Source organism: Desulfogranum japonicum DSM 18378, from assembly GCF_000429945.1.
Lineage (GTDB): Bacteria > Desulfobacterota > Desulfobulbia > Desulfobulbales > Desulfobulbaceae > Desulfogranum > Desulfogranum japonicum.
The window spans coordinates 1-21484 of the sequence record NZ_AUCV01000063.1; the positions used below are offsets into that span (position 1 = coordinate 1).

The 21484-nt window shown below is 49.7% G+C and carries 18 protein-coding genes and 1 riboswitch; of the genes, 13 read left to right on the plus strand and 5 right to left on the minus strand.

All coding sequences use genetic code 11. The features are described 5' to 3' along the window. The 3 genes from G493_RS30470 to G493_RS0120640 all read right to left on the minus strand — a co-directional run. Positions 1-3413 (minus strand): efflux RND transporter permease subunit (locus G493_RS30470; RefSeq protein ID WP_035275442.1); only part of this gene is annotated, 3413 nt, incomplete at its 3' end. Next, positions 3403-5304, minus strand: a complete 1902-nt coding sequence (locus tag G493_RS0120635) for an efflux RND transporter periplasmic adaptor subunit (RefSeq protein ID WP_028581906.1) — start codon at positions 5302-5304, stop codon at positions 3403-3405. The genes G493_RS0120635 and G493_RS30470, both read right to left, overlap by 11 nt. Beyond that, positions 5297-6619: a TolC family protein gene (locus G493_RS0120640; RefSeq protein ID WP_028581907.1), complete on the minus strand. Its 1323-nt coding sequence runs from the start codon at positions 6617-6619 to the stop codon at positions 5297-5299. The genes G493_RS0120635 and G493_RS0120640 overlap by 8 nt, the downstream gene beginning before the upstream one ends. Positions 6620-7115: 496 nt before the next feature. On the opposite strand from G493_RS0120640, the gene G493_RS32575 reads away from it, so the two are divergent. The 3 genes from G493_RS32575 (at position 7116) to G493_RS0120655 (ending at position 9592) form a co-directional block, all read left to right on the plus strand. Further along, entirely contained in the window at positions 7116-7604 is a 489-nt protein-coding gene (locus tag G493_RS32575; RefSeq protein ID WP_051309695.1) for a hypothetical protein, read from the plus strand. Between the two features lie 300 nt (positions 7605-7904). Next, complete coding sequence (locus G493_RS0120650; protein WP_051309697.1) at positions 7905-8912, plus strand: Lcl C-terminal domain-containing protein; 1008 nt, start codon at positions 7905-7907, stop codon at positions 8910-8912. 218 nt (positions 8913-9130) lie between these two features. Then, the gene (locus G493_RS0120655; protein WP_028581909.1) at positions 9131-9592 is read left to right on the plus strand and encodes a ferritin family protein; all 462 of its coding nucleotides are present in this window, start codon (positions 9131-9133) and stop codon (positions 9590-9592) included. A 318-nt stretch (positions 9593-9910) separates the two neighbouring features. On the opposite strand, the gene G493_RS0120660 is transcribed toward G493_RS0120655, so the two are convergent. After that, on the minus strand, positions 9911-10420 hold the full coding sequence (locus G493_RS0120660) for a hypothetical protein (protein WP_028581910.1): 510 nt from the start codon (positions 10418-10420) through the stop codon (positions 9911-9913). Positions 10421-10673: 253 nt separating this feature from the next. Beyond that, positions 10674-11189 carry a cob(I)yrinic acid a,c-diamide adenosyltransferase gene (locus G493_RS0120665; RefSeq protein ID WP_028581911.1) on the minus strand — a complete coding sequence of 172 codons (516 nt, stop codon included), beginning with the start codon at positions 11187-11189 and terminating at the stop codon, positions 10674-10676. Between the two features lie 183 nt (positions 11190-11372). Then, a riboswitch (cobalamin riboswitch) is annotated at positions 11373-11560 on the plus strand. Between the two features lie 160 nt (positions 11561-11720). Between G493_RS0120665 and G493_RS0120670 the strand changes: the two genes are divergently transcribed. From G493_RS0120670 to G493_RS0120715, 10 genes are all read left to right on the plus strand, one after another. Continuing rightward, complete coding sequence (locus tag G493_RS0120670) at positions 11721-12761, plus strand: FecCD family ABC transporter permease (RefSeq protein WP_035275444.1); 1041 nt, start codon at positions 11721-11723, stop codon at positions 12759-12761. Next, entirely contained in the window at positions 12742-13566 is an 825-nt protein-coding gene (locus G493_RS0120675) for an ABC transporter ATP-binding protein (RefSeq protein WP_051309699.1), read from the plus strand. Before G493_RS0120670 ends, G493_RS0120675 begins: the two co-directional genes overlap by 20 nt. Continuing rightward, on the plus strand, positions 13566-14480 hold the full coding sequence (locus G493_RS0120680; RefSeq protein ID WP_028581914.1) for an ABC transporter substrate-binding protein: 915 nt from the start codon (positions 13566-13568) through the stop codon (positions 14478-14480). The genes G493_RS0120675 and G493_RS0120680 overlap by 1 nt, the downstream gene beginning before the upstream one ends. Further along, a complete protein-coding gene (locus G493_RS0120685) occupies positions 14477-15838 on the plus strand; it encodes a cobyrinate a,c-diamide synthase (RefSeq protein ID WP_028581915.1) in 1362 nt (453 codons plus the stop codon). Before G493_RS0120680 ends, G493_RS0120685 begins: the two co-directional genes overlap by 4 nt. Positions 15839-15958: 120 nt before the next feature. Then, positions 15959-16579: a precorrin-8X methylmutase gene (locus G493_RS0120690; protein WP_028581916.1), complete on the plus strand. Its 621-nt coding sequence runs from the start codon at positions 15959-15961 to the stop codon at positions 16577-16579. Positions 16580-16598: 19 nt separating this feature from the next. Next, complete coding sequence (locus G493_RS0120695) at positions 16599-17696, plus strand: cobalt-precorrin-5B (C(1))-methyltransferase (RefSeq protein WP_028581917.1); 1098 nt, start codon at positions 16599-16601, stop codon at positions 17694-17696. After that, on the plus strand, positions 17683-18909 hold the full coding sequence (gene cbiE, locus G493_RS30480) for a precorrin-6y C5,15-methyltransferase (decarboxylating) subunit CbiE (RefSeq protein WP_051309701.1): 1227 nt from the start codon (positions 17683-17685) through the stop codon (positions 18907-18909). The genes G493_RS0120695 and cbiE overlap by 14 nt, the downstream gene beginning before the upstream one ends. Beyond that, positions 18897-19655 carry a precorrin-2 C(20)-methyltransferase gene (cobI, locus tag G493_RS0120705; RefSeq protein WP_028581918.1) on the plus strand — a complete coding sequence of 253 codons (759 nt, stop codon included), beginning with the start codon at positions 18897-18899 and terminating at the stop codon, positions 19653-19655. Before cbiE ends, cobI begins: the two co-directional genes overlap by 13 nt. Beyond that, positions 19652-20428, plus strand: coding sequence for a precorrin-4 C(11)-methyltransferase (gene cobM, locus G493_RS0120710; protein ID WP_028581919.1), 777 nt, complete (start codon positions 19652-19654; stop codon positions 20426-20428). Before cobI ends, cobM begins: the two co-directional genes overlap by 4 nt. Then, positions 20425-21399 (plus strand): cobalt-precorrin 5A hydrolase, encoded by a 975-nt coding sequence (locus G493_RS0120715; protein ID WP_028581920.1) that lies wholly within the window; start codon positions 20425-20427, stop codon positions 21397-21399. Before cobM ends, G493_RS0120715 begins: the two co-directional genes overlap by 4 nt. Positions 21400-21484: the final 85 nt, after the last annotated feature.

Below are 21484 nucleotides of genomic sequence, written 5' to 3' on the forward strand. Positions count from 1 at the left end.
CTCAGATTAATGGTTCCCATCTGGAACAATGCCCGCAGGTTATGTCCAAACAGGTCGATATTAAGAAACCACGACTGACCATACAACCAGATCATGATAAAGCCACCTGACCAGGCAAAAAGAATCCCTGAAAAAACCAGCATGGTAGTGGAATTTTTTTTGAACTGAAAATAGAGAATCATCCAGATGGCAAACAGGGCAATGGGCAGCACCAGGCGAAGCTTCTTTTCCGCCCTCACCTGATTCTCATAGCTGCCCGTAAAGGTATACTTGACACCAGCCGGTATAAGCAAATCACCGGAACGTATTGCATCAGCCAAATAGGCATTGGCCTGCTCCACAACCTCCACTTCAGCATAGCCTTCTTTTTTATCAAAAATGACATAACCAACCAGAAAGGTATCTTCACTCTTGATCACCTGGGGTCCGCGTACATAATTGATGGTGGCCAGTTCGCCCAGAGGTATCTGTGTTCCATCAGGTGCAGCAACCAGGATAGAAGAGATGGATTCAATGGTATCTCTCAATTCCCGCATATAGCGAACCCGTATGGGATACCGTTCACGACCTTCTACGGTTTGGGTAATAGGTTTACCGCCAATGGCCACCTCAATAACATCCTGAACCATCTGCAATTTAATTCCATACCTGGCGATGGCATCTCGGTTGATATCGATCTCCAGATACGGTTTTCCAACAATACGGTCCGCCAGAACAGCTTCGGACTTGATGGAAGGAACCTGTTTCAAAAGACTCTCTATTTTCAGCGATGTCTTTTCAATGGTTTCCAGATCCGGCCCATAGACCTTCAAGCCCATGGGAGCACGCATCCCGCTTTGCAACATAACTATCCTGGCAGCAATCGGCTGCAGTTTGGGAGCCGATGTTGTTCCCGGAATAGATGCAGCTTCAACAATCTCTCTCCAGATATCATCCGGGGTCTTAATGGTATCACGCCACTGGCGAAAAGGACGGCCATCTTTATCGGGAAGTAACATTCCTTTGTCATCACGGATAAATTCGCCGGTTTCGTCACTATAGGCAAAGGTCAGGATACGCCCGTCATCATCGGTCTTAAATTCCGACGCATAGGTAATAATGGTCTCTATCATCGAGATTGGAGCTGGATCAAGCGGACTTTCCACCCGTCCCAGCTTTCCGACAGCCAGTTCCACCTCAGGAATGGCGTTAATGGCCATGTCCTGTTTTCGCAGCACATCCATGGCTTCACCAATGGATGCATGGGGCATGGTAGTTGGCATAAGGAGAAAAGATCCTTCATCCAGGGCTGGCATGAATTCCTTACCCAGACCAGGGACACTATGGACCAGCCACACGTAGGGACGGGAGTGCCGTATCATTTCAGGCATCCAACCAAGCATCCTATCTGCACCCAGCCATACCGTAAAACCAAAAATAAGGATTGCCCCACAAAAACAGAGGAAAAGCGTCTTGGCCTGTAAAATTGCCGCCAGCATCCTCGCATAAAAAAAGATAAAGCAATACATGATCGCCAGTAATCCACCGACTGCAAGAAGAACAAAGGCAATATTGTATAATTGCCGTTCCGGCCCCATGGGTTTCCAGTCTGCAGCAAGCCAGAGAGAAACCATAAAGGCGACAATCATATTAAATGTAAACAGCAATATATTTCTGATCTTGGGAGAAAAGCGATGGTCGACAAAATGAAAGGTCGCAATGGCTACCATCAATGTACCGAGCCACCAGGGAACCCAGTGAACAAATAGTACCCCTGCTATCCCTGCCAGGGCTATACAACCCCAAAATCCTTTTTTTGCCAGTCCGGTTCGGTGACGGCCGGCAATAAGCCAATGTGCAAGCGGTGGCAACACGGTTAACGCAACAATAATGGAGCCGATCAGGGCGAACGTCTTGGTATATGCCAGAGGACGAAACAGTTTTCCCTCTGCAGCTTCCATGGTAAAAACAGGTAAAAAGCTGATAACAGTTGTGAGCACAGCAGTTACAACAGCACTCCCGACTTCAACACAGGCCCGATACACGACCTCAAGCCGATTTTCTTCCGGCTCTGCCTCATCAAGATGTTTCAATATGTTTTCAGTGAGCACCACTCCCATATCCACAATGGTACCAATGGCGATGGCTATACCTGACAAGGCCACCACATTGGCATCCACCTTGAACAGGCGCATACCGATAAAGGCAAAGAGCACGGCCAGGGGGAGCACTCCGGAAATTAAAGCTGCGCTGCGTAAATGGAGCACCATAACCACAACAACAATGACGGTAACCAGAATCTGCTGACGCACAGCATCTTCAAGGGTTCCCAGTGTCTCATAGATCAAGCCGGTACGGTCGTAAAACGGTACAATCTTAACCTGACTGACAGTTCCATCTTCCAGTGTCTTTTTAGGCAACCCCGGCGAGATATTTTCAATGGCTGTTTTCACCCGCTTGATAACAGCCAATGGGTTCTCGCCATAACGGGTCACCACAACCCCGCCAACAGCCTCTGCACCCGCCTTATCAAGTGCCCCACGCCGCAATGCCGGTCCATACGCAACCTGCGCTACCTGCTCGAGGGTGATGGGAATATTATCACGCTGGGTTATTACGGTCTTTCGCAGATCATCCAGGTTCTTTATAAAACCTAGCCCGCGGATAACGTATTCCACACGGTTTACCTCAATGGTCCGGGCACCGACGTCAAGATTGCTGGCGCGTACTGCGTTAAAGACCTCATGCAGTCCAATGTTGTACGTGCGCAACGCATCAGGATCCACATCTATCTGATACTCTTTCACAAAACCGCCGATGGAGGCCACCTCTGCCACACCATCAACACCTTGCAGTGCGTAACGGACATACCAGTCCTGTGTGCTTCGTAATTCTTCTGGATCCCAGCCACCTGTGGGCTTACCCTTCTCGTCCATACCCTCCAGGGTATACCAGAAAATCTGACCAAGTGCTGTGGCGTCAGGGCCCAGCTGTGGCGATACCCCCTGGGGAAGGGTTCCGGCAGGCAAACTGTTCAGTTTTTCAAGGATTCGACTGCGTGTCCAATAAAACTCAACATCTTCCTTAAAAATTATATAGATAGATGAGAAACCAAACATGGAATAACTGCGTATGGTTTTCACCTGCGGCAGGCCTAACAACGCGGTTGTTAACGGATAGGTAATCTGATCCTCGATATCCTGGGGAGACCTGCCCATCCACCGGGTGAACACAATCTGCTGATTTTCTCCAATATCAGGGATGGCATCAACCGGAACAGGATCACGCGGCAAGGATTCAAATTCCCAGTCAAAAGGTGCTACCATCACTCCCCAGAACAACAGAACCAGTGTGAAAAGTACTACGACAAGCTTATTCTCAAGGCAAAAACGGATAAGCGCGTTGATGGGGTTGGATGAGTGCTTAGTTGTCATGCCCTTCCTCTCCCTTTTGGTTCGGTTCCAGCCGTTCAGTGATATCACCACAGCTCAACATAACAGCTCCAAAATAGGGATTTTGCAATGGTTCTGATTGCTGTATCCAGTCTGCTCCGTGATCCCCGAATGCCATGGGACAATGCATGATTAACAGTTCGTTTTCAATCGATCCGGGGCTGGCTTTGAAGGCAGCAATCAACGCGTTGGAAAGGGTTTCAAAATGCGGACGACGTATATCGTCCAACGACTCGGCGTTCATCATTGTATGGAGCAGGTCAGCCAGAGCTCCGGAATGCCCGGTAACTGCCATCATTGCCTTGAGACTTTCCCTGGCCGCATCGAGATCGTCTTGGGCCAGTGAAGCCTGAAGAGCTGTATAGGGAGCAAGTAACTGCGCAGCGAGGCTTCCGGATATGGCAAGTTGCCCCTTATTTCCGGTCTCAGTATGCTCGGTTGTTGTGATGTTCATGCTCCCCGATGTATCTTCCTGCTGGGGATTCATCATACTTGGTTTGGCTTGAATCTGGAGGGCGCTGTCAATTTTGAAAGCCCCGTTGGTCACTACACGTTCACCTTCCTGCAGCCCCTGGTTAACAATAAACATATTCCCGGCCCGGGGCCCTAAAACTACTTCACGACCTTCATAGGCAGGCCGCTCTGCATCTTGTTTCGCAACATATACCACAGCGCGTTTTCCAGTGCGTAACACCGCAGAATCAGGAATGACAAGCGGCCTGACCACGTCTTCATTCTGGACGTATCCAAGTTCTTCCGCGCGAACAAGATCCATGCCGCAGACATCACACTTACCGGGTCCGTCCTTGATAATTTCAGGATGCATGGGACTGATCCATTTACCGGTAAATTCAGGATCCACAACCATTCCCTCTCCTGCCATGGTAACCCTTACAGTTCCTCTGGCAAACATCCCTGGTTTCAGGCGCCCCTCACTGTTAGATACATTTACACGCACCGGAACTGTACGAGTTTTGCCATTGACCTCAGGAGCAATAAAAGCAATCCGACCATCAAATATCTCACCAGGAAAGGCCTCCACGGTAAATCTCACCTGCTGACCATAGCGCAACCAGGTGATATCTGACTCATAGGCGTCAAGAAAAAGCCACAACTCGGAGAGATCAACAATGGTGAAAAAAGGGCTCCCCACGGCAACATAGTCACCTTCCCTGACTTTATTTGAAACAACAATTCCACCAATTGGTGCACGCAGAACAAAATGATCACGCGCCTTACCATTTTTGAGAATGCCGTTGATCTGCTCGGGCAACAACCCCCATAAACGCAGCTTCTCCCGCACTGCGCGGGTGATGGAACTGGAAGGGTCTCTTCGGTATGCGGTCAACAGTTCCTGCTGGGCTGTCAGCAGCTCAGGACTGTACACCTTTGCCAGGTGCTCTCCCGCCTGCACCTGCAGACCGGTGTAGTTCACATAAAGCTCATCTATTCGGGCAGGAAACCTGGCAGTGAGCGATTTCATTCTGGTTTCATCGTATACCAGCTTTCCAACCAGACGAACCGTCATTTCAGGAAACGAGCGGATCACCGATACTGTCTCGATCTCTGCAAGAGCTTTTGAACTCTCACTCATGCTCATCACCCGTGAAGATTCGCTGTCCAGGTTTTCTTTTTCAAGGGGTATCAGCTCCATTCCGCATATGGGACAGTTCCCCGGCTCAGATTGCTGTATCTGCGGATGCATGGAACATGTCCAGATGGTTGGTTCAGCCTGATTTTCAGTGCCAATGACAGGCTCATGGCTGTTGCTATCCATTTTCTGATTAACAGCGGATGGCAGCCAATAACGCCCCAGCCCCACACCACAGAGAAAGAGAGCTGCACACAAGAATATTACGATCTTTTTATTCATTTTGAACCTCCGGGCTCATATCCTCGTCCAGAGAAAGATTGGCCAGCGTCTCCAGAATCACCCTTTGTTTCCAGGCATCAGCAGCCGCCTGCCAGGAAAGCAACTGCAGATCCAGCAAAGAGCGCTCACTGTCTATGACCTCAAGGATACCGGTTCGACCGCTCTCATAGCTGACACGACTGTTGTCCGCTGCCTGCTCAGCCAATCCCAGAAGCTCATCGCCGTACAATTGCAGACGCCTGTTGGCATCATCCAACCTCGCCAGGCTGGAATGGATTTCCGCCTCCAATACATTCAATTGATCTGCATAGGTATTTTTTTCCGCACGTATTCCAGCTGTGGCTTCTGCGCGGGTAGCTTCATTTTTATCAAACCAGAGAGGAATATTCATGGAAGCAGTGACCCCCCAAGGGTCACTTCCGGCATCAGGTGTGTTTGGATTTACCTCAGGATCACCGATCTGAATGTAATTGAACCCCACCGTAAAATCAGGGTAGCTCGCCAACCCGGCGAGCTTCTGGCGCAATTCTGCACTTTTGACTTTGCCAGCCGTCATCAGCAACCTGGGATTATTACGTCGAACTGCCTGGATCAATATAGCCGCGTCTGGAGAGAGTGCCTCAGGGCGCTCCAGCTCCGGCAAGGGTAGAATATCTTTCCCTCCTACTGCCAGAAGTGAACGTAAACGGGCTGATACGATCTGTTTCTGTTGCTCCAGTGAAGCCAGCTTGTCGGCGACCTTCCCCTGCTCAACTTTAATTCGCAATAGCGGATTGATATCACCGCCTCCCCTGACTTTTTCCTCGATGATGGGCTCCAGTTTTGTCAACCAGCCAAGATTTTCACGGGTAAGAGCGATTGCCTTGCCAACAAAACCATAGTCAAAATAGTCAGTTGCAACCTGACGAGCTATCTTGAGCCGCTTGCTTTGATAGGCATTCCAGAGAACTTCGGCCTCGGTCACAGCAATCTGCTCTTTGGTATCCAACTTACCGAACCAGGGGAGACGCTGGCTTAGCATGATGATATTCTCCTGAGGCCCTGTGCGTGTCTGCACGGATTCTATGAAATGGGTGACCTGAAGCATGGGGTCGGGCAAAGATGCTGCCTGGGGAACGCGTTGTAAAGCAGCCCGGTACCGGGCCATGGAAGCGTGTACTTCGGGATTGGCAGATTGGGCCTGACGAAGATAGGCGTCTAAAGAGGTTGCGTCAAAGGTGCCTTGCGTTGCCAATACAAAGGAACCCATGCTGATAAAGAGTACAGTGTAACAAATAACTCGCATGAATGTATCTGCATTGCTTAATCTGCCCATACTCTTTCTCCAGAATTAATCTTTGGGGTCACAGAAAATCTTATCTCTCCAAAAATAACGCGGATACAGCTACCATCAACATGCTTACTTGTAACCAGGATTTCAGAGCGACTGCAGCCGCCAGAGTTATGAAAGTCAGGAAGCAAAAAACACCCTGCCTGGAAAAAGCAGTTACTCTATTATTACAATAAATGTGAATCATATCAAAACAAGAGTTATACATATTTTTTCTCATAACAGGACAAGGCATCACACCTGCAAATAAAGCGAAGTTTTAACCCCTGTTATTCCAAAATGTTGTCTCAAAAAATAGTATTTTTTACCATTTACCACACGATACAGCCTTGACATGGATACGGGTAATGCTTTTTTTTAATTAATGTGAACCGTAAAAATATGTAAACAAAGCATGACATCATATAAATGCATGAAAAACGCCTTTGCATGATGTCGTAAAACGACAACTCGCAACACAATGCAGCGAGGAGAAATGACAATGAAATTATATTCATCAATACTGTTTGTTTTTTTTCTGTTTATAACCTCAACAGGTTCTGCAATGGAGGGAATGGATCACGGCGACACCCATATGTCTGGCAAAGGCCATAGCCATGAAACAATGGGCCATAGCAGCTCTGCCCACTCAGGTCATTTCAAACATGCAGGTATGGTTGATGGTATTGATGCCACCTTTCAGGTTATGAGCCTTGCCAGCATGAAAATGAAAGATCCGGAGGGAAAGACACATCACATAATGGTTTCATTTTTCCACAAAGATCAGAAATTGAACGGTGTTTCCGGTGATATCAAAGTCATATCACCATCCGGGAAAGAACAGGTGGGAGAACTCATGCACTTCGGTGGCGGGATGTATGCTGCGAATTTCATATTTGATGAAGCTGGTAAATGGGACATCACCTGCAATTTCACAGACCAGGGACGAGGACACTCCATACACTTCATGTACCCTCACAACAGCATGTGAGCATCTCAATCTGTTTTATGCATACATATGCGTAGTGAATACACAACTGTTATTTACTACGCATAGCATTACCATAATGCTTCATACGTCATTTCTATCACTTTCCATACACAGTCCGTCAAAACGATCCGTGTTTTTTCAATAACACACATATGAGTGGTGAGTTGATCATCCAACTCCACCCACATTGTTCACACTCAAAAAACAGATAGGGTCGATTTCACAGGGTATAACCGCATCGGAGCCCAGTACGGCCCGAACGCTTACCTTTCTTTTTTCAACTCGTGCAAGGAAAACATCATGATTTCCCGTTATATAATGTGGTCCGGACAAACAGCATGCTTTGACAGTAAAGGCAAACAGGTTGACTGCAAACATCTTGGCTTGGAGTGTGAAACTCACCGCATTTCACCATGGCCGGAACCTCGTTTTGAAAGACTCAGCCAGGACATCGTCAGAGACCGTGCAACACAACTCATCTGGCCGAGAAACGCACTCCTTACCGAATACCCTCTGAACTGGAAGGAATCCTTGGAGTGGATACAGGAAATCAACAGTCAGCACCTCTTTGAACGGAATGACTGGCGCTTGCCGAATCGACGGGAACTGAGAAGCCTCATAGATCACAGCAAGAAAAAACCCGCCTTACCTGATAGTCACGTGTTCCATAACATCGCCCTTGGCTGGTATTGGACATCGACCACAGCTGCAATGAACACCAGGTATGCATGGTACCTGCATACAGAAGGCGGCAGAATGTTCTACGGAAACAAGTCAGAATACTACTGGACCCTGCCGGTAAGCGGCGTCAGTGACATGATACCTCAAACAGGCCAGCATGCCTGCTTTGATTCTGATGGCCAGGAAAGTAACTGTGTAGAGACTGGTCAGGATGGTTCATTGCAACAAGGAGTCCACTGGCCTGAACCCAGATTCACATCTCATGAGCATGGTATACTGGATCAACTTACCGGCCTTATCTGGTATCCGGAGGGAGATTTGACAGGATCCGCTGTCACCTGGGACGAGGCTATCCAGGCTGTGAAAACACACTCCAAAACCACAGGACAGCCTTTTCGCCTGCCGACTATTAACGAAATTGAAAGCCTGATCGATGCATCGCAACACTCTCCTGCCCTGCCGGCTCATCACATGTTTGCCTCGCTTCATGATGGATACTGGACATCAACCACCAGTGGTTATGAACCTGACTGGTCCTATGTCCTGTATCTTAACAAAGGCGCTGTAGGGGTTGGCTACAAACCAAACAGAGATTTTCATGTCTGGCCGGTAATGAACCTGCAATAACCAGCGCATTCAACACACAGCTGCTTCTGCTCTACCTGAGGACCGAACATTAAAGATTGTACTCTTTTTCGAAAATTGTTTTATTGCACCGCATTGTAAATGTAAAACAGGTTGCGATGTCTCCCCTCATGGACTTCGCGGGGCGGTCACAAATGCGGGGAAATTTTCCAGCTTAGGCAATTCCCCTATGAGTAGTTACAAAAGGAGAATGCTCTATCATGTTCACCCTCACAGATATCAGAGATATTGCCATCCAGATCGAACGTAACGGAGAGCAAACGTACAGGCAGGCAGCAGCAAATATTGATGACCCAGAGATCAGTAAAATTCTGCTGTGGATGGCAGACGAAGAAGAACGGCACGCGGCCTGGTTTGCACAGTTTCAGGCATCAAAACAGTTGTCTGAGGCAGAGCGGCAGGTTGAAGAAATGGGCAGAAAATTACTCCAGGATATGGTCCAGGGACAGACATTTTCCCTGGAAGGACAGGAATTGCAGGAAACCTCCAGTATCGATCAAGTGGTTCAGCAATCCATCGGCTTTGAACAGGACACCGTTCTTTTCTACGAATTTCTACTCAGCCTGATTGAGGACAATGCGACCAAAAAACACCTGGAGGCCATTATTGGAGAAGAGAAACGCCATCATAATGAGCTGAAAAAGTTACAGTCACAGCTATGAGCGCGTTAAAAGCCTGTACAGGAAGACACTCTTAGCCAGTGCCTGTATTTCGACTCTTCCACACAAGCACTGAATCTCCTGAAATAACAACACGTACCGGGCAAAAAAAAACAGAGTTTTTTTCAGCAAAAGTCAAAAAATAACCAAAAAAAAAAGAGACGCATACGCGTGAAGGTCTCCCGTATTTTGACGGGTTGCAGGGGCCTGGGTTTTAGATAAGGCAGACTGGTGTAGCGAATCGGATCACGCATAAGCCAGGCTGATCGCGAGATATACCAATTATCCCTAAAATTGGACTTTTGTTTTTTTATGCGGCCCTTACCCTTCAGCCGCCCACCCTTCACGAGTCTCCAACTGAAGCAACGCTGCAGAAAGGACGGAGATCTCTACCTGTTTGGCTTTCAGCTCTGCCTTTGCAGCCTCATCGTTTATTGCTTTTGGCAAAAGAGCAATAATCTCTTGCTGTAAAATACGAATTTGCTCCTCCAGATCTTCGATGATATCGCTGTTGGAGCTATCCTCACTTTCGCCAGAACCTGCTGCGCGGCTGGTACCACCGGCCAATGTTGCTTCTGCGTCTCCCGATGGTGCAATCCCGCTACTTTGTTCAGGACTGATATTGAAATCCAAACCGGCTTTTTTTCCCTCTTCTGTACCCAGAAAGTTCAAAAGCCTGCTCCTCGCCTCATCGGATATTTCCACCACATCCTGGGTGGCAAAGAGGGCAGCTGTCCTCTGGGACGCTTCACTGTTTGTATTTTTCTGCTGGGTAAACGATGAAACCGTGCTGGTTGTTGTGATTCCAGCCTGTGTACCTGTGATATCCACTTGCCTTCCTCCTTTCCAGGATTGGTCTTCAGGAGTACAGCATCTGAAAACTCAGATGGGAAAACAGATTTTTTCTCTGTAGGTTATTTCAATGGTAGACGCGATGGGCAAGAAATGCAAGGCAACTCCCTGTAATATTATATTTCTTTTCACAATCCCCCATGTAATCCTACAAAAACAGTGGATAAGGGAGAGCGAGCATTGATTTTCTAAAAATAACACAAATATAACAAAAGCTTTCTCTGACAGACTCCTAGCTGTCAATTCCCTTGCGCGACAACACACCCTGCTCATAATAGTGCTTTACACAGTGCATCTCAGTTACCAGATCTGCCATTGCAATAATCTTTTCAGGTGCGCCGCGGCCAGTGAAGATCAACTCCACTTTCGCAGGCCTTGCCTCTGCAAGGCGAATCAGATCCTCCTCGGTCAACAACCTGCAGGCGAGCGCCACACAAACCTCATCGGCAATCACCACGTCGTATTCTCCCTGCTGCAATACCTCCAGCAACGTATCCACCCCCTGTTTCGCTGCCGCAATATCAGCTTCTTCAGGTTCATGGATAAGAAAACAACCCAACCCATACTGCTCCACGCGTATCTGCTCAGACAAAAGCTTCAGCGACTCCAGCTCACTATATGGAGCATTTTTAATAAACTGTCCTATATAAACCTTTTTGCCAGCACCCGCAGCACGTAAAGCCACCCCCAGGGCAGCGGTAGTTTTTCCTTTACCGTCACCGGTATACACCTGCAAATATCCTTGCATATTCCCTCCCCTGCAAAATGCACTTTGCAATCTGTGGACACAATATTGCTTTGCACGTCAAGCTAAAAATCAACTATCATTGCGTCTCAACATAAGAATTTGACTCCAAAATCAATTTGTGACATCCTGTCTTTCCCTTCCCTGGCAATTTCACAGCTTGACTATATTGGCGGAGCCTTGTAAGTTGGCGTACGTTTTGCGGGTTTCTGCAAAGGCAGAACAAAAGGGAATCCGGTTTAATTCCGGAACGGGCCCACCGCTGTAACCGGGGACAAGTCTCACCTTCGAGCCACTGTGAACACACATCATGGGAAGGCGTGAGACAAGAATGATCCGGGAGTCAGAAGACCTGCCTGCAAATATGACCGAAAGCTCCTGGCAGAGAACGGTCAGCGTGATTCCAGTAGTAGAAAAGGGACATCCTGGATCGATACATTGACTCGTATTGATTCGGGATTTTTTTTTGCCTGGTCCACGAAATTGGGGGATCCGAATAGTATTCAACCTATTCTAGGAAAAGTGGGGGGGACTATGCAGAACCGCAGGAAGGCTATACTGTTCGTCAGCCTGCATGCCACATTGCTGGCTGCCCTGATGGCACTGGCTGCCACCATGGGATTTCTGTCTGTTTCTGTTAGCGATGTACTTCAAATTGTAACAGGTAAAGTGTTTCGCCTGCCCTTTGTTGACATTGACCCGGTTGCGATCTCAGTTGTAGCTGATGTTCGTTTACCGCGTATCGCCGGCGCAGTACTGGTTGGCGGCATCCTGGGTGTCAGCGGAGCGGTATTCCAGGCCATCCTGCTCAATCCGTTGGCTGACAGTTACACACTAGGCATCTCTACGGGCGCCGCCTTTGGCGCTTCCCTTGTCATTGTGATGCAGTTGTTCGGCCTCGTACTGCCACCTGCAATTTCCATCCCTCTGTTCGCCTTCCTCGGCGGTATTGGCACGCTCATACTCGTACTCTATCTGGCTTCCGGAGATCGCCGTCTCTCTTCCACAAGTCTCATTCTCGCCGGAGTCATAGTATCAGCCATTCTTTCCGCAGCCATAGGTTTTCTCAAATTTCTGGCAGATGAACAGGTGGGCATTATTATTTTTTGGCTTATGGGCAGCCTCTCCGGCATTTCATGGCAAAATGTCCTCCTGCTGATGCCTGCTGCATGTATAGGCTCCATTCTGGCTTTCTTTTTCAGTCGTGACCTTAACATCATGGCCACAGGTGAACGAGCCGCCTCAGCCTTGGGCGTAAACACTGTTCGCCTACGCCTCATATTATTGGCAGGATGCACGTTCATGACTGCACTTGCGGTTTCAGTTGCAGGTATCATCGGGTTTGTGGGATTAATCGTGCCCCACTTGCTCCGCCACCTGGCCGGACCTGACAACAGGCTGTTAATTCCACTTTCATTCTTCGCCGGCGGCATCCTGTTACTCATTGCCGATACCATCACCCGTGCCGTCCTGCCTGCAGAAGTGCCCATTGGCGTGCTGACAGCTCTGCTTGGTGGCCCCTTCTTCTGCATTCTTTTCAAACGGAGACAACAGGATGGCAAAAGCGGCTTTTGACACACAGGCTCCCCTCTGGTCACTGAAAGGGGTCTCTTTCAGCTATGGCCACGAAACAGTGCTCCAGGAAATCGACCTGCAGCTGTTTCCCGGTAAATCGTACGGTATTCTTGGGCCTAACGGCAGCGGCAAGACGACTTTACTCGACCTGCTCAGTGGTATCAGCCAGCCTTCGTCTGGCTCAATACATTTCATAGATAAATCTCTCCATAAATGGTCCCACAGAGATCTGGCCCGTACCCTGGCGCTGGTGCCCCAGGATTTCATGGTACGTTTTGGTTTTACTGTACAGGAAACAGTTGAAATGGGACTGCACCCTCACCTGCACCGATTTGGCAGCCCTTCGGAACAGGATTGCAGGCTGATTGAGCAAACGCTTGAAGATACGGGAATAGCGCATCTTGCCCAACGGAGCATCACCCAACTTTCCGGAGGAGAGAAACAGCGGGTGGCTGTTGCCAGAGCCCTCACCCAACAAACCAAGGTCCTGCTCATGGATGAGGCAACATCCAACCTGGATATTCATCATAGCCTGGAAATCCTCCACCTGGTTCGCCAACGTTTTCTGGCAGGGAACATCCATCTGGTCTCAGTCATGCACGACCTGAACCTGGCCGCTTTCTTCTGTGACGAAATTATCTTTCTCAAGCAAGGCAAAGTGGTACATATGGGCCCCACTGAAGAGGTCATGACCGCTGAAATAGTTGAACAGGTGTATCAGGTGGAAGCCCAGGTACAACATAATCCTTTCACGGAATGCAGGCAGGTCAGTTTTCGTCTGCCGCAAAAAAACGAGGCCGTGTAATGCGAACATCATCCTTCTTCCTTCTCCTTTTTCTGCTCTTCGTTACCCCGTACCAGCTCCAGGCTGAAGTTATTACAGACAGCGATAAAAGAACACATGTTTTCGAAAAGCCATTCACTCGAATAATATCTCTGTATCCGGCACACACCAGAAACTTAATGGATATGGGAGCAGCTGACACTGTCATTGCAGTCGGACGCAGCGACAAACAACTCCCAGACAGACCACGGATAAGCTACCGTGATGATCCGGAACGGTTCATTGCCCTGAAGCCGGATCTGGTACTCATTCGCCCCATGATCAGTCGCTCCTACCCTCAGCTCATCGAACGTCTCGAGCTCAGCGGTATACGGGTGATTTCCCTGCAACCAGCAGGCATGGATGAGCTGTTTGATTACTGGGAAAAGTTAGGTAGCCTCACCGGATACCAACAGGCAAGCAGAAATCTGGTCATTGCCTTCAGTCAACGACTCAAACATCTCCAGGAGAAAGTCAATACCATACCTGCTGAACAACGAAAACAGGTCTACTTTGAGGCCATTCACAGGCAGATGAAAACTTTTGCCAAAGAGTCCATTGCCATGTTCGTACTGGAAACCGCTGGAGGTATTAACATTGCCACAGATGCCACACAGATGCGTACCACCAATATCGCGGCTTATGGAAAGGAACGGCTGCTGGCAAAGGCGGAACAGGTAGATGTTTTTCTTGCTCAGCAAGGTCGCATGAATCCTGTGACTCTGGAAAATATTTATCAGGAGCCTGGTTTTTCCACCATCAAGGCTATTCGCAACAAACAGGTTTACCTGGTGGATGAACATATAGTGTCAAGGCCTACCATGGATATCCTGACGGCAGCCGAGCAGATTATGGATATTCTCTATCCAGACATGATTACCGAGGTGCAGCCATGAGTAAGCTACCTGCTTTTCTTATAGGCGGAACCCATTCCGGATGTGGCAAGACAACAGTCTCCCTTGGGATTATGGCCGCACTCAAAGCCAGAAAAATGCGGGTTCAACCGTTTAAATGCGGCCCTGATTTCATTGACCCCACCCTGCATTATCTGATTACAGGCAGAATCTCACGCAATCTGGATATACGCATGTGCGGTGAGGAGTGGGTTCGCTCCACCTTTACACGAAACCTGTCAACCAGTGACTGCGGTGTTGTTGAAGGGGTTATGGGATTATTCGACGGAGGGGATGGTTCAGCGGCGACCCTTGCCAAATCGCTTAATCTGCCTGCGTTTCTGGTCATTGATGTTCGTTCAGCGGCAGAAAGTATTGCGGCAATTGTCAAAGGATTTTCCACCTTGGATCCGCAATTGAATTTGGCTGGTGTGATCTGCAACCGGGTTGGCTCAGAGCGACATCGACAACTCGTAGAAGAAGCCATCGTACAGCATACCACTGTACCTGTTGTCGGTTTCATACCACGCAAGGAATCCATCACCATTCCCTCCCGCCATCTGGGACTCCATATGGGGGAAGAAAACCCTCTCCAGGGAGACGGCATACAGGCTCTGGCAGAACTCATGGAAACACACCTTGATCTGGATGCCATTCTGAAGATCGCCATGCAGTATAGTGTGCCACTAGATAGCTCTTCGCATGACGACCTGTATCCCAAACACGACCCTGCAATGCCCAGGGTTCGAATAGGCGTGGCCCGAGATCAAGCCTTTTGTTTTTACTACGAAGATAATCTCGACCTGCTCACTGCTGCGGGAGCAGAGCTGGTTCCATTCAGTCCCCTCACCGACCATGACCTGCCGGAAAACCTGGACGGGCTCTACCTTGGGGGAGGATATCCCGAACTCTTTGCAGAGCAACTGAGTGACAACAGATCCATGAGGCAACAGATTCACGCCTTCTGCCAGACAGGGAGTCCTGTCTATGCGGAGTGCGGCGGCTTCATGTATTTAACGCGGGAAATAACAAACCAGGAAGGCCTGTCTTTCCCCATGACCGGCGTATTCCCTTTTGTCTCGCATATGCAGAACAGATTACGGCGTCTTGGCTACAGAACACCTCTGGTAACACGAGATACCTTTCTCGCCAATCAGGGCACCACACTGTACGGCCATGAGTTCCATTATTCAACCGTTGATATGAAAGAGGGAATTACACCCTGTGCCTACACTCTCCAGGATGGACAGGAAGAAGGGTATCTCTTTCGTCGGACCCTGGCCGGCTATGTTCATCTTCACTGGGGCAGGACACCGCAGGCAGCAGTAAATTTTGTGCAGGCGTGCAGGAATGAAAAATGACAACAAGTAGTTCTAAGTACCTACCACGTGTTTGCGGTACCACCAGGGAAGGACAGCCCTGTAAAGGGTTATCTCAAGCAAGGGGCTACGTACCCCGTGATCAATTATGAAGGAAACACTATGACAACTTTGCAAAATGTAGCACCACAGGATATTGAGGCAGAAAGTTTCCGCATTATTGAAGGAGAGCTGGGCCCAACGGATTTTTCTCCAGATGAGTTTGCTCTGGTTCGCAGAATCATCCATGCTACCGCTGATTTCAGTTTTGCCGAAAACCTTCGATTTCATCCCCAGGCCATTGCTTCAGGTCTGAAGGCTATCCGGGCAGGCAAAAACATTCTCGTTGATGTCAACATGGCAAAAAGCGGTGTTTCCAAACCACTGCTCAAACAGTTTGGTTGTGAATTGATCTGCCTGGTAAACGAGCCGGAAACAGCTGCTCTTGCCGAAAAAATGGGTACCACTCGCTCCGATGCCGCCTTTCAACGAGCTGCTGACATGAACATTGGTATAGTGGCCGTCGGCAACGCCCCTACAGCCCTGATTAAAGCTATGCACCTCATTGATCAGGGAACCTTTAGCCCGGATCTGGTCATTGGCGCGCCAGTGGGATTTGTCAATGCCGCTGAATCCAAAGAAATCCTTCACCAGAAAGACTACCCGCATATAGTTGCCCTGGGACGAAAAGGGGGAACTCCCGTAGCAGTTGCGGCACTGAATGCGCTATTACGGCTTGCATGAGGGCACACAGGACGATCTCATGACCTCAGAAAAAAAACAGCGCCCTTTACGCTCCGGATACACAACCGGTGCATGCGCAGCTGCTGCGGCCAAAGCTGCAGCACTGCTGCTGTTCACCAACAGGGCGCCGTCTCAGGTTACCATTACCTTCCCAGATGAAACTCAACACATATTTACCCTGCATGACTGCAGAATGCTTGATCATACTGCCACAGCCTCGGTAATAAAAGATGCCGGAGATGACCCGGATGTTACCAATGGAGCTGAAATAGGAGTTGAAATCGTTGAATCCATCTGGGAACCGGGCACTGCACAGTTTCGCCTGTTAAGTGGAGAAGGGGTTGGCACAGTTACCAAACCAGGCCTTGCCGTACCTGTTGGCGAACCAGCCATCAACCCCATACCCCGCCAGATGATCATACATGCCATCCAGGAAGCCATCGCAGAAAGCGACCAGGATAATCCTGCCCTGGATATCAGGGTTTTTGTCCGTAATGGTGAGGAGCTTGCTGAAAAAACACTGAACCATCGTCTCGGTGTTCTTGGCGGTCTTTCAATCCTGGGTACAACAGGAATCGTCCGACCCATTTCAGCCAAAGCCTGGACCGATACCATCGAAGCTTCCATGAGTGTGGCCAGGGCCGCCGGGCTGGACACTGTTATTCTCTCCACGGGCCGGACCTCGGAAAAAGCCGTTCAGGATATCCTGCATCTCCCGGAAGAGGCGCAGGTCATGATGGGCGATTACCTGCACTATGCCCTGGAAGCAGCCAGGCGAAACGGCTTCACCCATATTGTACTCGCCACCATGTGGGCCAAGCTTCTTAAAGCAGCCCTTGCCGTTCCCCAGACCCACGTACGCCATGGAGCATTACACCCAAGCCAGGTGGCAGAGCTGCTTGAAGAAATTGGACTCCCTGCCAGTGAAGCAGACGACATGTCCCAGGCCAATACAGCCAGAGAAATCTATAATCGCCTGAGAGCGGCAGGCCGTATGGACCTGATTACAACAGTATGCGTCAGAGCGCAGCAACAGGCCCGCGAATGGTCCGGGTTGCCGGTGTCAGTATACCTGGTGACCTCTGAAGAAGGAGTGGTACACCATGAACCATATTGAACTCATAGGAATCTGCGGGTCAGACCTGTCAGCTCAACAGAAAGAACTGCTGGCTGAGTGCCCAGCAGTGGTTGCATCCAAACGCCACCAGGAGCAGTTTGGGCTCAACATTGAGCGTTGTATTCCCATAGCGCCCATTGACAAGATGATCCAACGTACTGAAAAAGCCCTGCTGGAAGGCAATGTTGCTGTTCTTGCCAGTGGCGATCCTCTGTTCTACGGCATCGGCCGGACTCTGCTGCACCATTTTCCAGCAGAACAGATTACCGTCCACCCTGCGCTGTCAGCCTTGCAGCTTGCCTGTGCCCGTTTTAAAACGCCCTGGGACGACCTTACTATCCTCAGCCTGCATGGCAGATCAGCACAATATGCCGCATCCCGGGTACTGGCACATGAAAAGGTGATGCTCTTCACTGATCACAGAAACAGCCCGGACACCATAGCCTCTACCCTGATGGAACATCTCACCAGATATAATGACCTGCAGCGTCTTCAGGCTATCAACGTCAGGGTGGCTGAAAACCTCGGCCTTGAGGATGAGCGCCTGACCAGCGGCACCCTTGAAGAGATTGCAGCTCTCAGCTTCAGTCCGCTCAACATGATGCTTGTCACGCAACCAGCTCCGGCATGCCTGCCGTTTAGCTTTGGCCTGCAGGAGCACGAAGTACACCATTCCCGTGGGCTGATCACCAAGGATGAAGTCCGCGCTGCAAGTCTGCACAAACTCCGATTACCCAAACAAGGTGTTCTCTGGGACGTAGGCGGGGGGTCCGGCAGCGTATCTCTGGAAGCTGCACGCATGTGTCCTGAACTGGCCATCTACACCATAGAAAAAAAACAGGAAGAACAAAACAACATCCGTAAAAATATTCTCGCTTACAATGCCTGCAATATCCACGTAATCGATGGGGAAGCTCCGGATGCCCTTGCCGGTCTTCCTGCACCGGATCGAGTCTTTATCGGAGGTAGCGGTAAAAGACTGGAAAATATCATAGAACTGGCTGCGGCTAAATTGCCGGAGTCTGGACGTATCGTAGTCAATGCGGTCTTGAAAAAAACTGCGGAACTTGCTCCACAACTTTTACACCAACAGGGACTGCTTGTGGAAACAGCAACAGTCTCCGTTACCCGGACAAGCTTTTCGGAACGCGAAACACAACAATTTAACCCCATTACTATTATTACAGGGTGTAAGAAAACATGGAAACAGTAAACACGGCAGGACACCTTTACCTGGTCGGCGTTGGTCCCGGTGACCCAGAGCTCATGACCTACAAGGCTGTCCGCATCCTCAAGTCGACTCCTGTCTGGGCAGTACCCAAAGCAAGATCAAATGGTACGTCCAGTGCCCTGGCAATAGTAGGCGGTCTCATCGATACCCATGAAAAGACCATTATTGAGTTGAGCTTTATCATGAAAAAGGTTGTTCTCGGCGCGCAGGTTGACCCTGAACAGGCCGAAGCCTGGAAAACATCCGCCGATGAAGTCATCGCTCTGCTGGACAAAGGACAGGATGTTGCCTTTCCCACACTCGGCGACGTGGGCATGTATTCCACAGCCTTCTATCTACTGACCATGATCCTGGAAAGGCGGCCTGATACACGTGTCACCATCATACCGGGTATAACAGCCATGTCAGCTTGTGCGGCGGGGATGAACATGCCTTTAGCCCTGGGTGACGATGTTCTCGCCGTTGTTCCGGCGACCTTTGAAGATGAACGACTTCGCTCAATCCTGACCTCTCTGGATGCCGTCATCCTGATGAAAGTGTACCGGCGCATGGATGAACTGATCGATCTGCTCACAGAGCTTGATCTGCTAAACCACGCAACCCTGATTGAACGTTGCGGGATGCCTGATGAACATGTCTACACCGATATTCGTGAAACACGGGGTAAAAAGCTGCATTACTTTTCCACTATGCTAATCCGCAAAAAACATTACAGGTGTACTCAATGACCGCACAACAACATACACACCCCCTCTATTTTGTCGGCGCAGGACCTGGCGATCCGGAACTGATCACAGTGAAAGGCAGGCGTCTGCTGGACCAGGCAGACCTGGTAATCTATGCAGGCAGCCTGGTCAACAAAGCACTGGTGGAAGATCTTTCCTGCTCCTGTTTTGACAGCGCGGGCATGGATCTTCGGGAAATCATTGACATGATGGTTCAGGCACACAGAGACGGCAAACTGGTGGTCCGCCTGCACACTGGCGATCCAGCGATCTATGGTGCCATTCGGGAACAGATGCAGGAACTGGACAAACAGGAGATTCCCTACGAGGTCATCCCCGGAGTCAGCTCAGCCTTTGCGTCTGCTGCTGCGCTGAAAAAAGAACTGACCGTCCCGGAAGTAACCCAGACAGTCATCTTTACCCGCCAGGCCGGCCGCACACCGGTACCTGAACCAGAATCGCTGAAAAACCTTGCCCGGGCACAGGCCACCATGTGCATTTTCCTCAGTGTCTCTCTGATCGATACGGTCACCAGAGAACTGGTGGAAGGCGGCTACATGCCGCAAACTCCTGTGGCAATAGTTGAAAAGGCGAGTTGGCCTGACCAGACCATAGTCAGGGGAACCTTGGAAAACATCGGCGAACGGATCAAGGAGTCAGGGATTCGTAAAACAGCCATGATCATTGTCGGCCCGGCCCTGGATGAAGCAAGCACCAAGGCATCCAAACTCTATGCTTCAGATTTCAGCCACGAATACCGCAGCAAAAGCCTATGAAAACTGCAGTCCTGGCTATAACCCGAGGTGCAGGTGAACTTGGCAAAGTGATTGCTGCAGATTTGAAGGCCGACTTTTACCCTTGCAAAGGCATCATGGCAGCCACTTTCAGTAAAGTTTGGCAGGATTATGAGGCTATTATCTGCATTATGGCCACCGGCATTGTTGTGCGTACCATGGCACCGCTGCTGCAGGATAAACGGCAGGATCCTGCAGTCGTCGTATGCGATGAACTCGGCAAATTCGCCATCTCTTTACTCTCCGGTCACATCGGGGGTGCCAACACCCTGGCCCGAACAGTTGCGGAGATTACCGGAGGCGATCCTGTAATTACCACGGCCTCAGATGTGCTCGGTCATACAGCATTGGATCTCTGGTGCGCAAAACGTAATCTGCAGATTCAGGACCTTAAAACCCTGACCAGGAAAATGGGCAGGCTGGTTGATAAGGGAAGTCTACATGTCTACAGCGAACTGCCGCTTCCTGCACTGCCGGAAGATCTCAAACAAGTGAATACACCTGAAACTGCGGACCTGTATATTACCTGCCGCAACCTGGAAAGCCGAAACGCCGCAGTACTGCATCCCAAAGCGCTGGCTGTAGGCCTTGGTTGTCGTCGTGATACACCGCAGGCTGTGATTGCGGAAGCTATCGCCACAACCTGTGGCGAAAATAATTTAAGTGTCTCTGCCATTGCAATGCTGGCTTCAGTGGACCTGAAACAAAATGAGCAGGGATTACTTGATTATGCCAGGGAAAACAATATCCCTTTGCAGTTTTACACAAGTGACCAACTTAACCAGGTAGATGTGCAGGCAAGCTCAAATAAAGTCCTTCAGGTAACAGGGGCCAAGGCGGTGGCTGAACCAGCTGCATTACTGGCATCTCAGGCCGAAAACCTGCTGGTACAGAAAACCAAGTTTCCTGCAGTTACTGTGGCCATTGCCCAAATAGCCGATCCGTTCAAGTAATCCTCCACGGGTCAGGCACCAGTGTGCCGGGTTCATAAGAATTATCAGATTTACCGTAACTGCTCACAAGGGAGACGGATAAGCT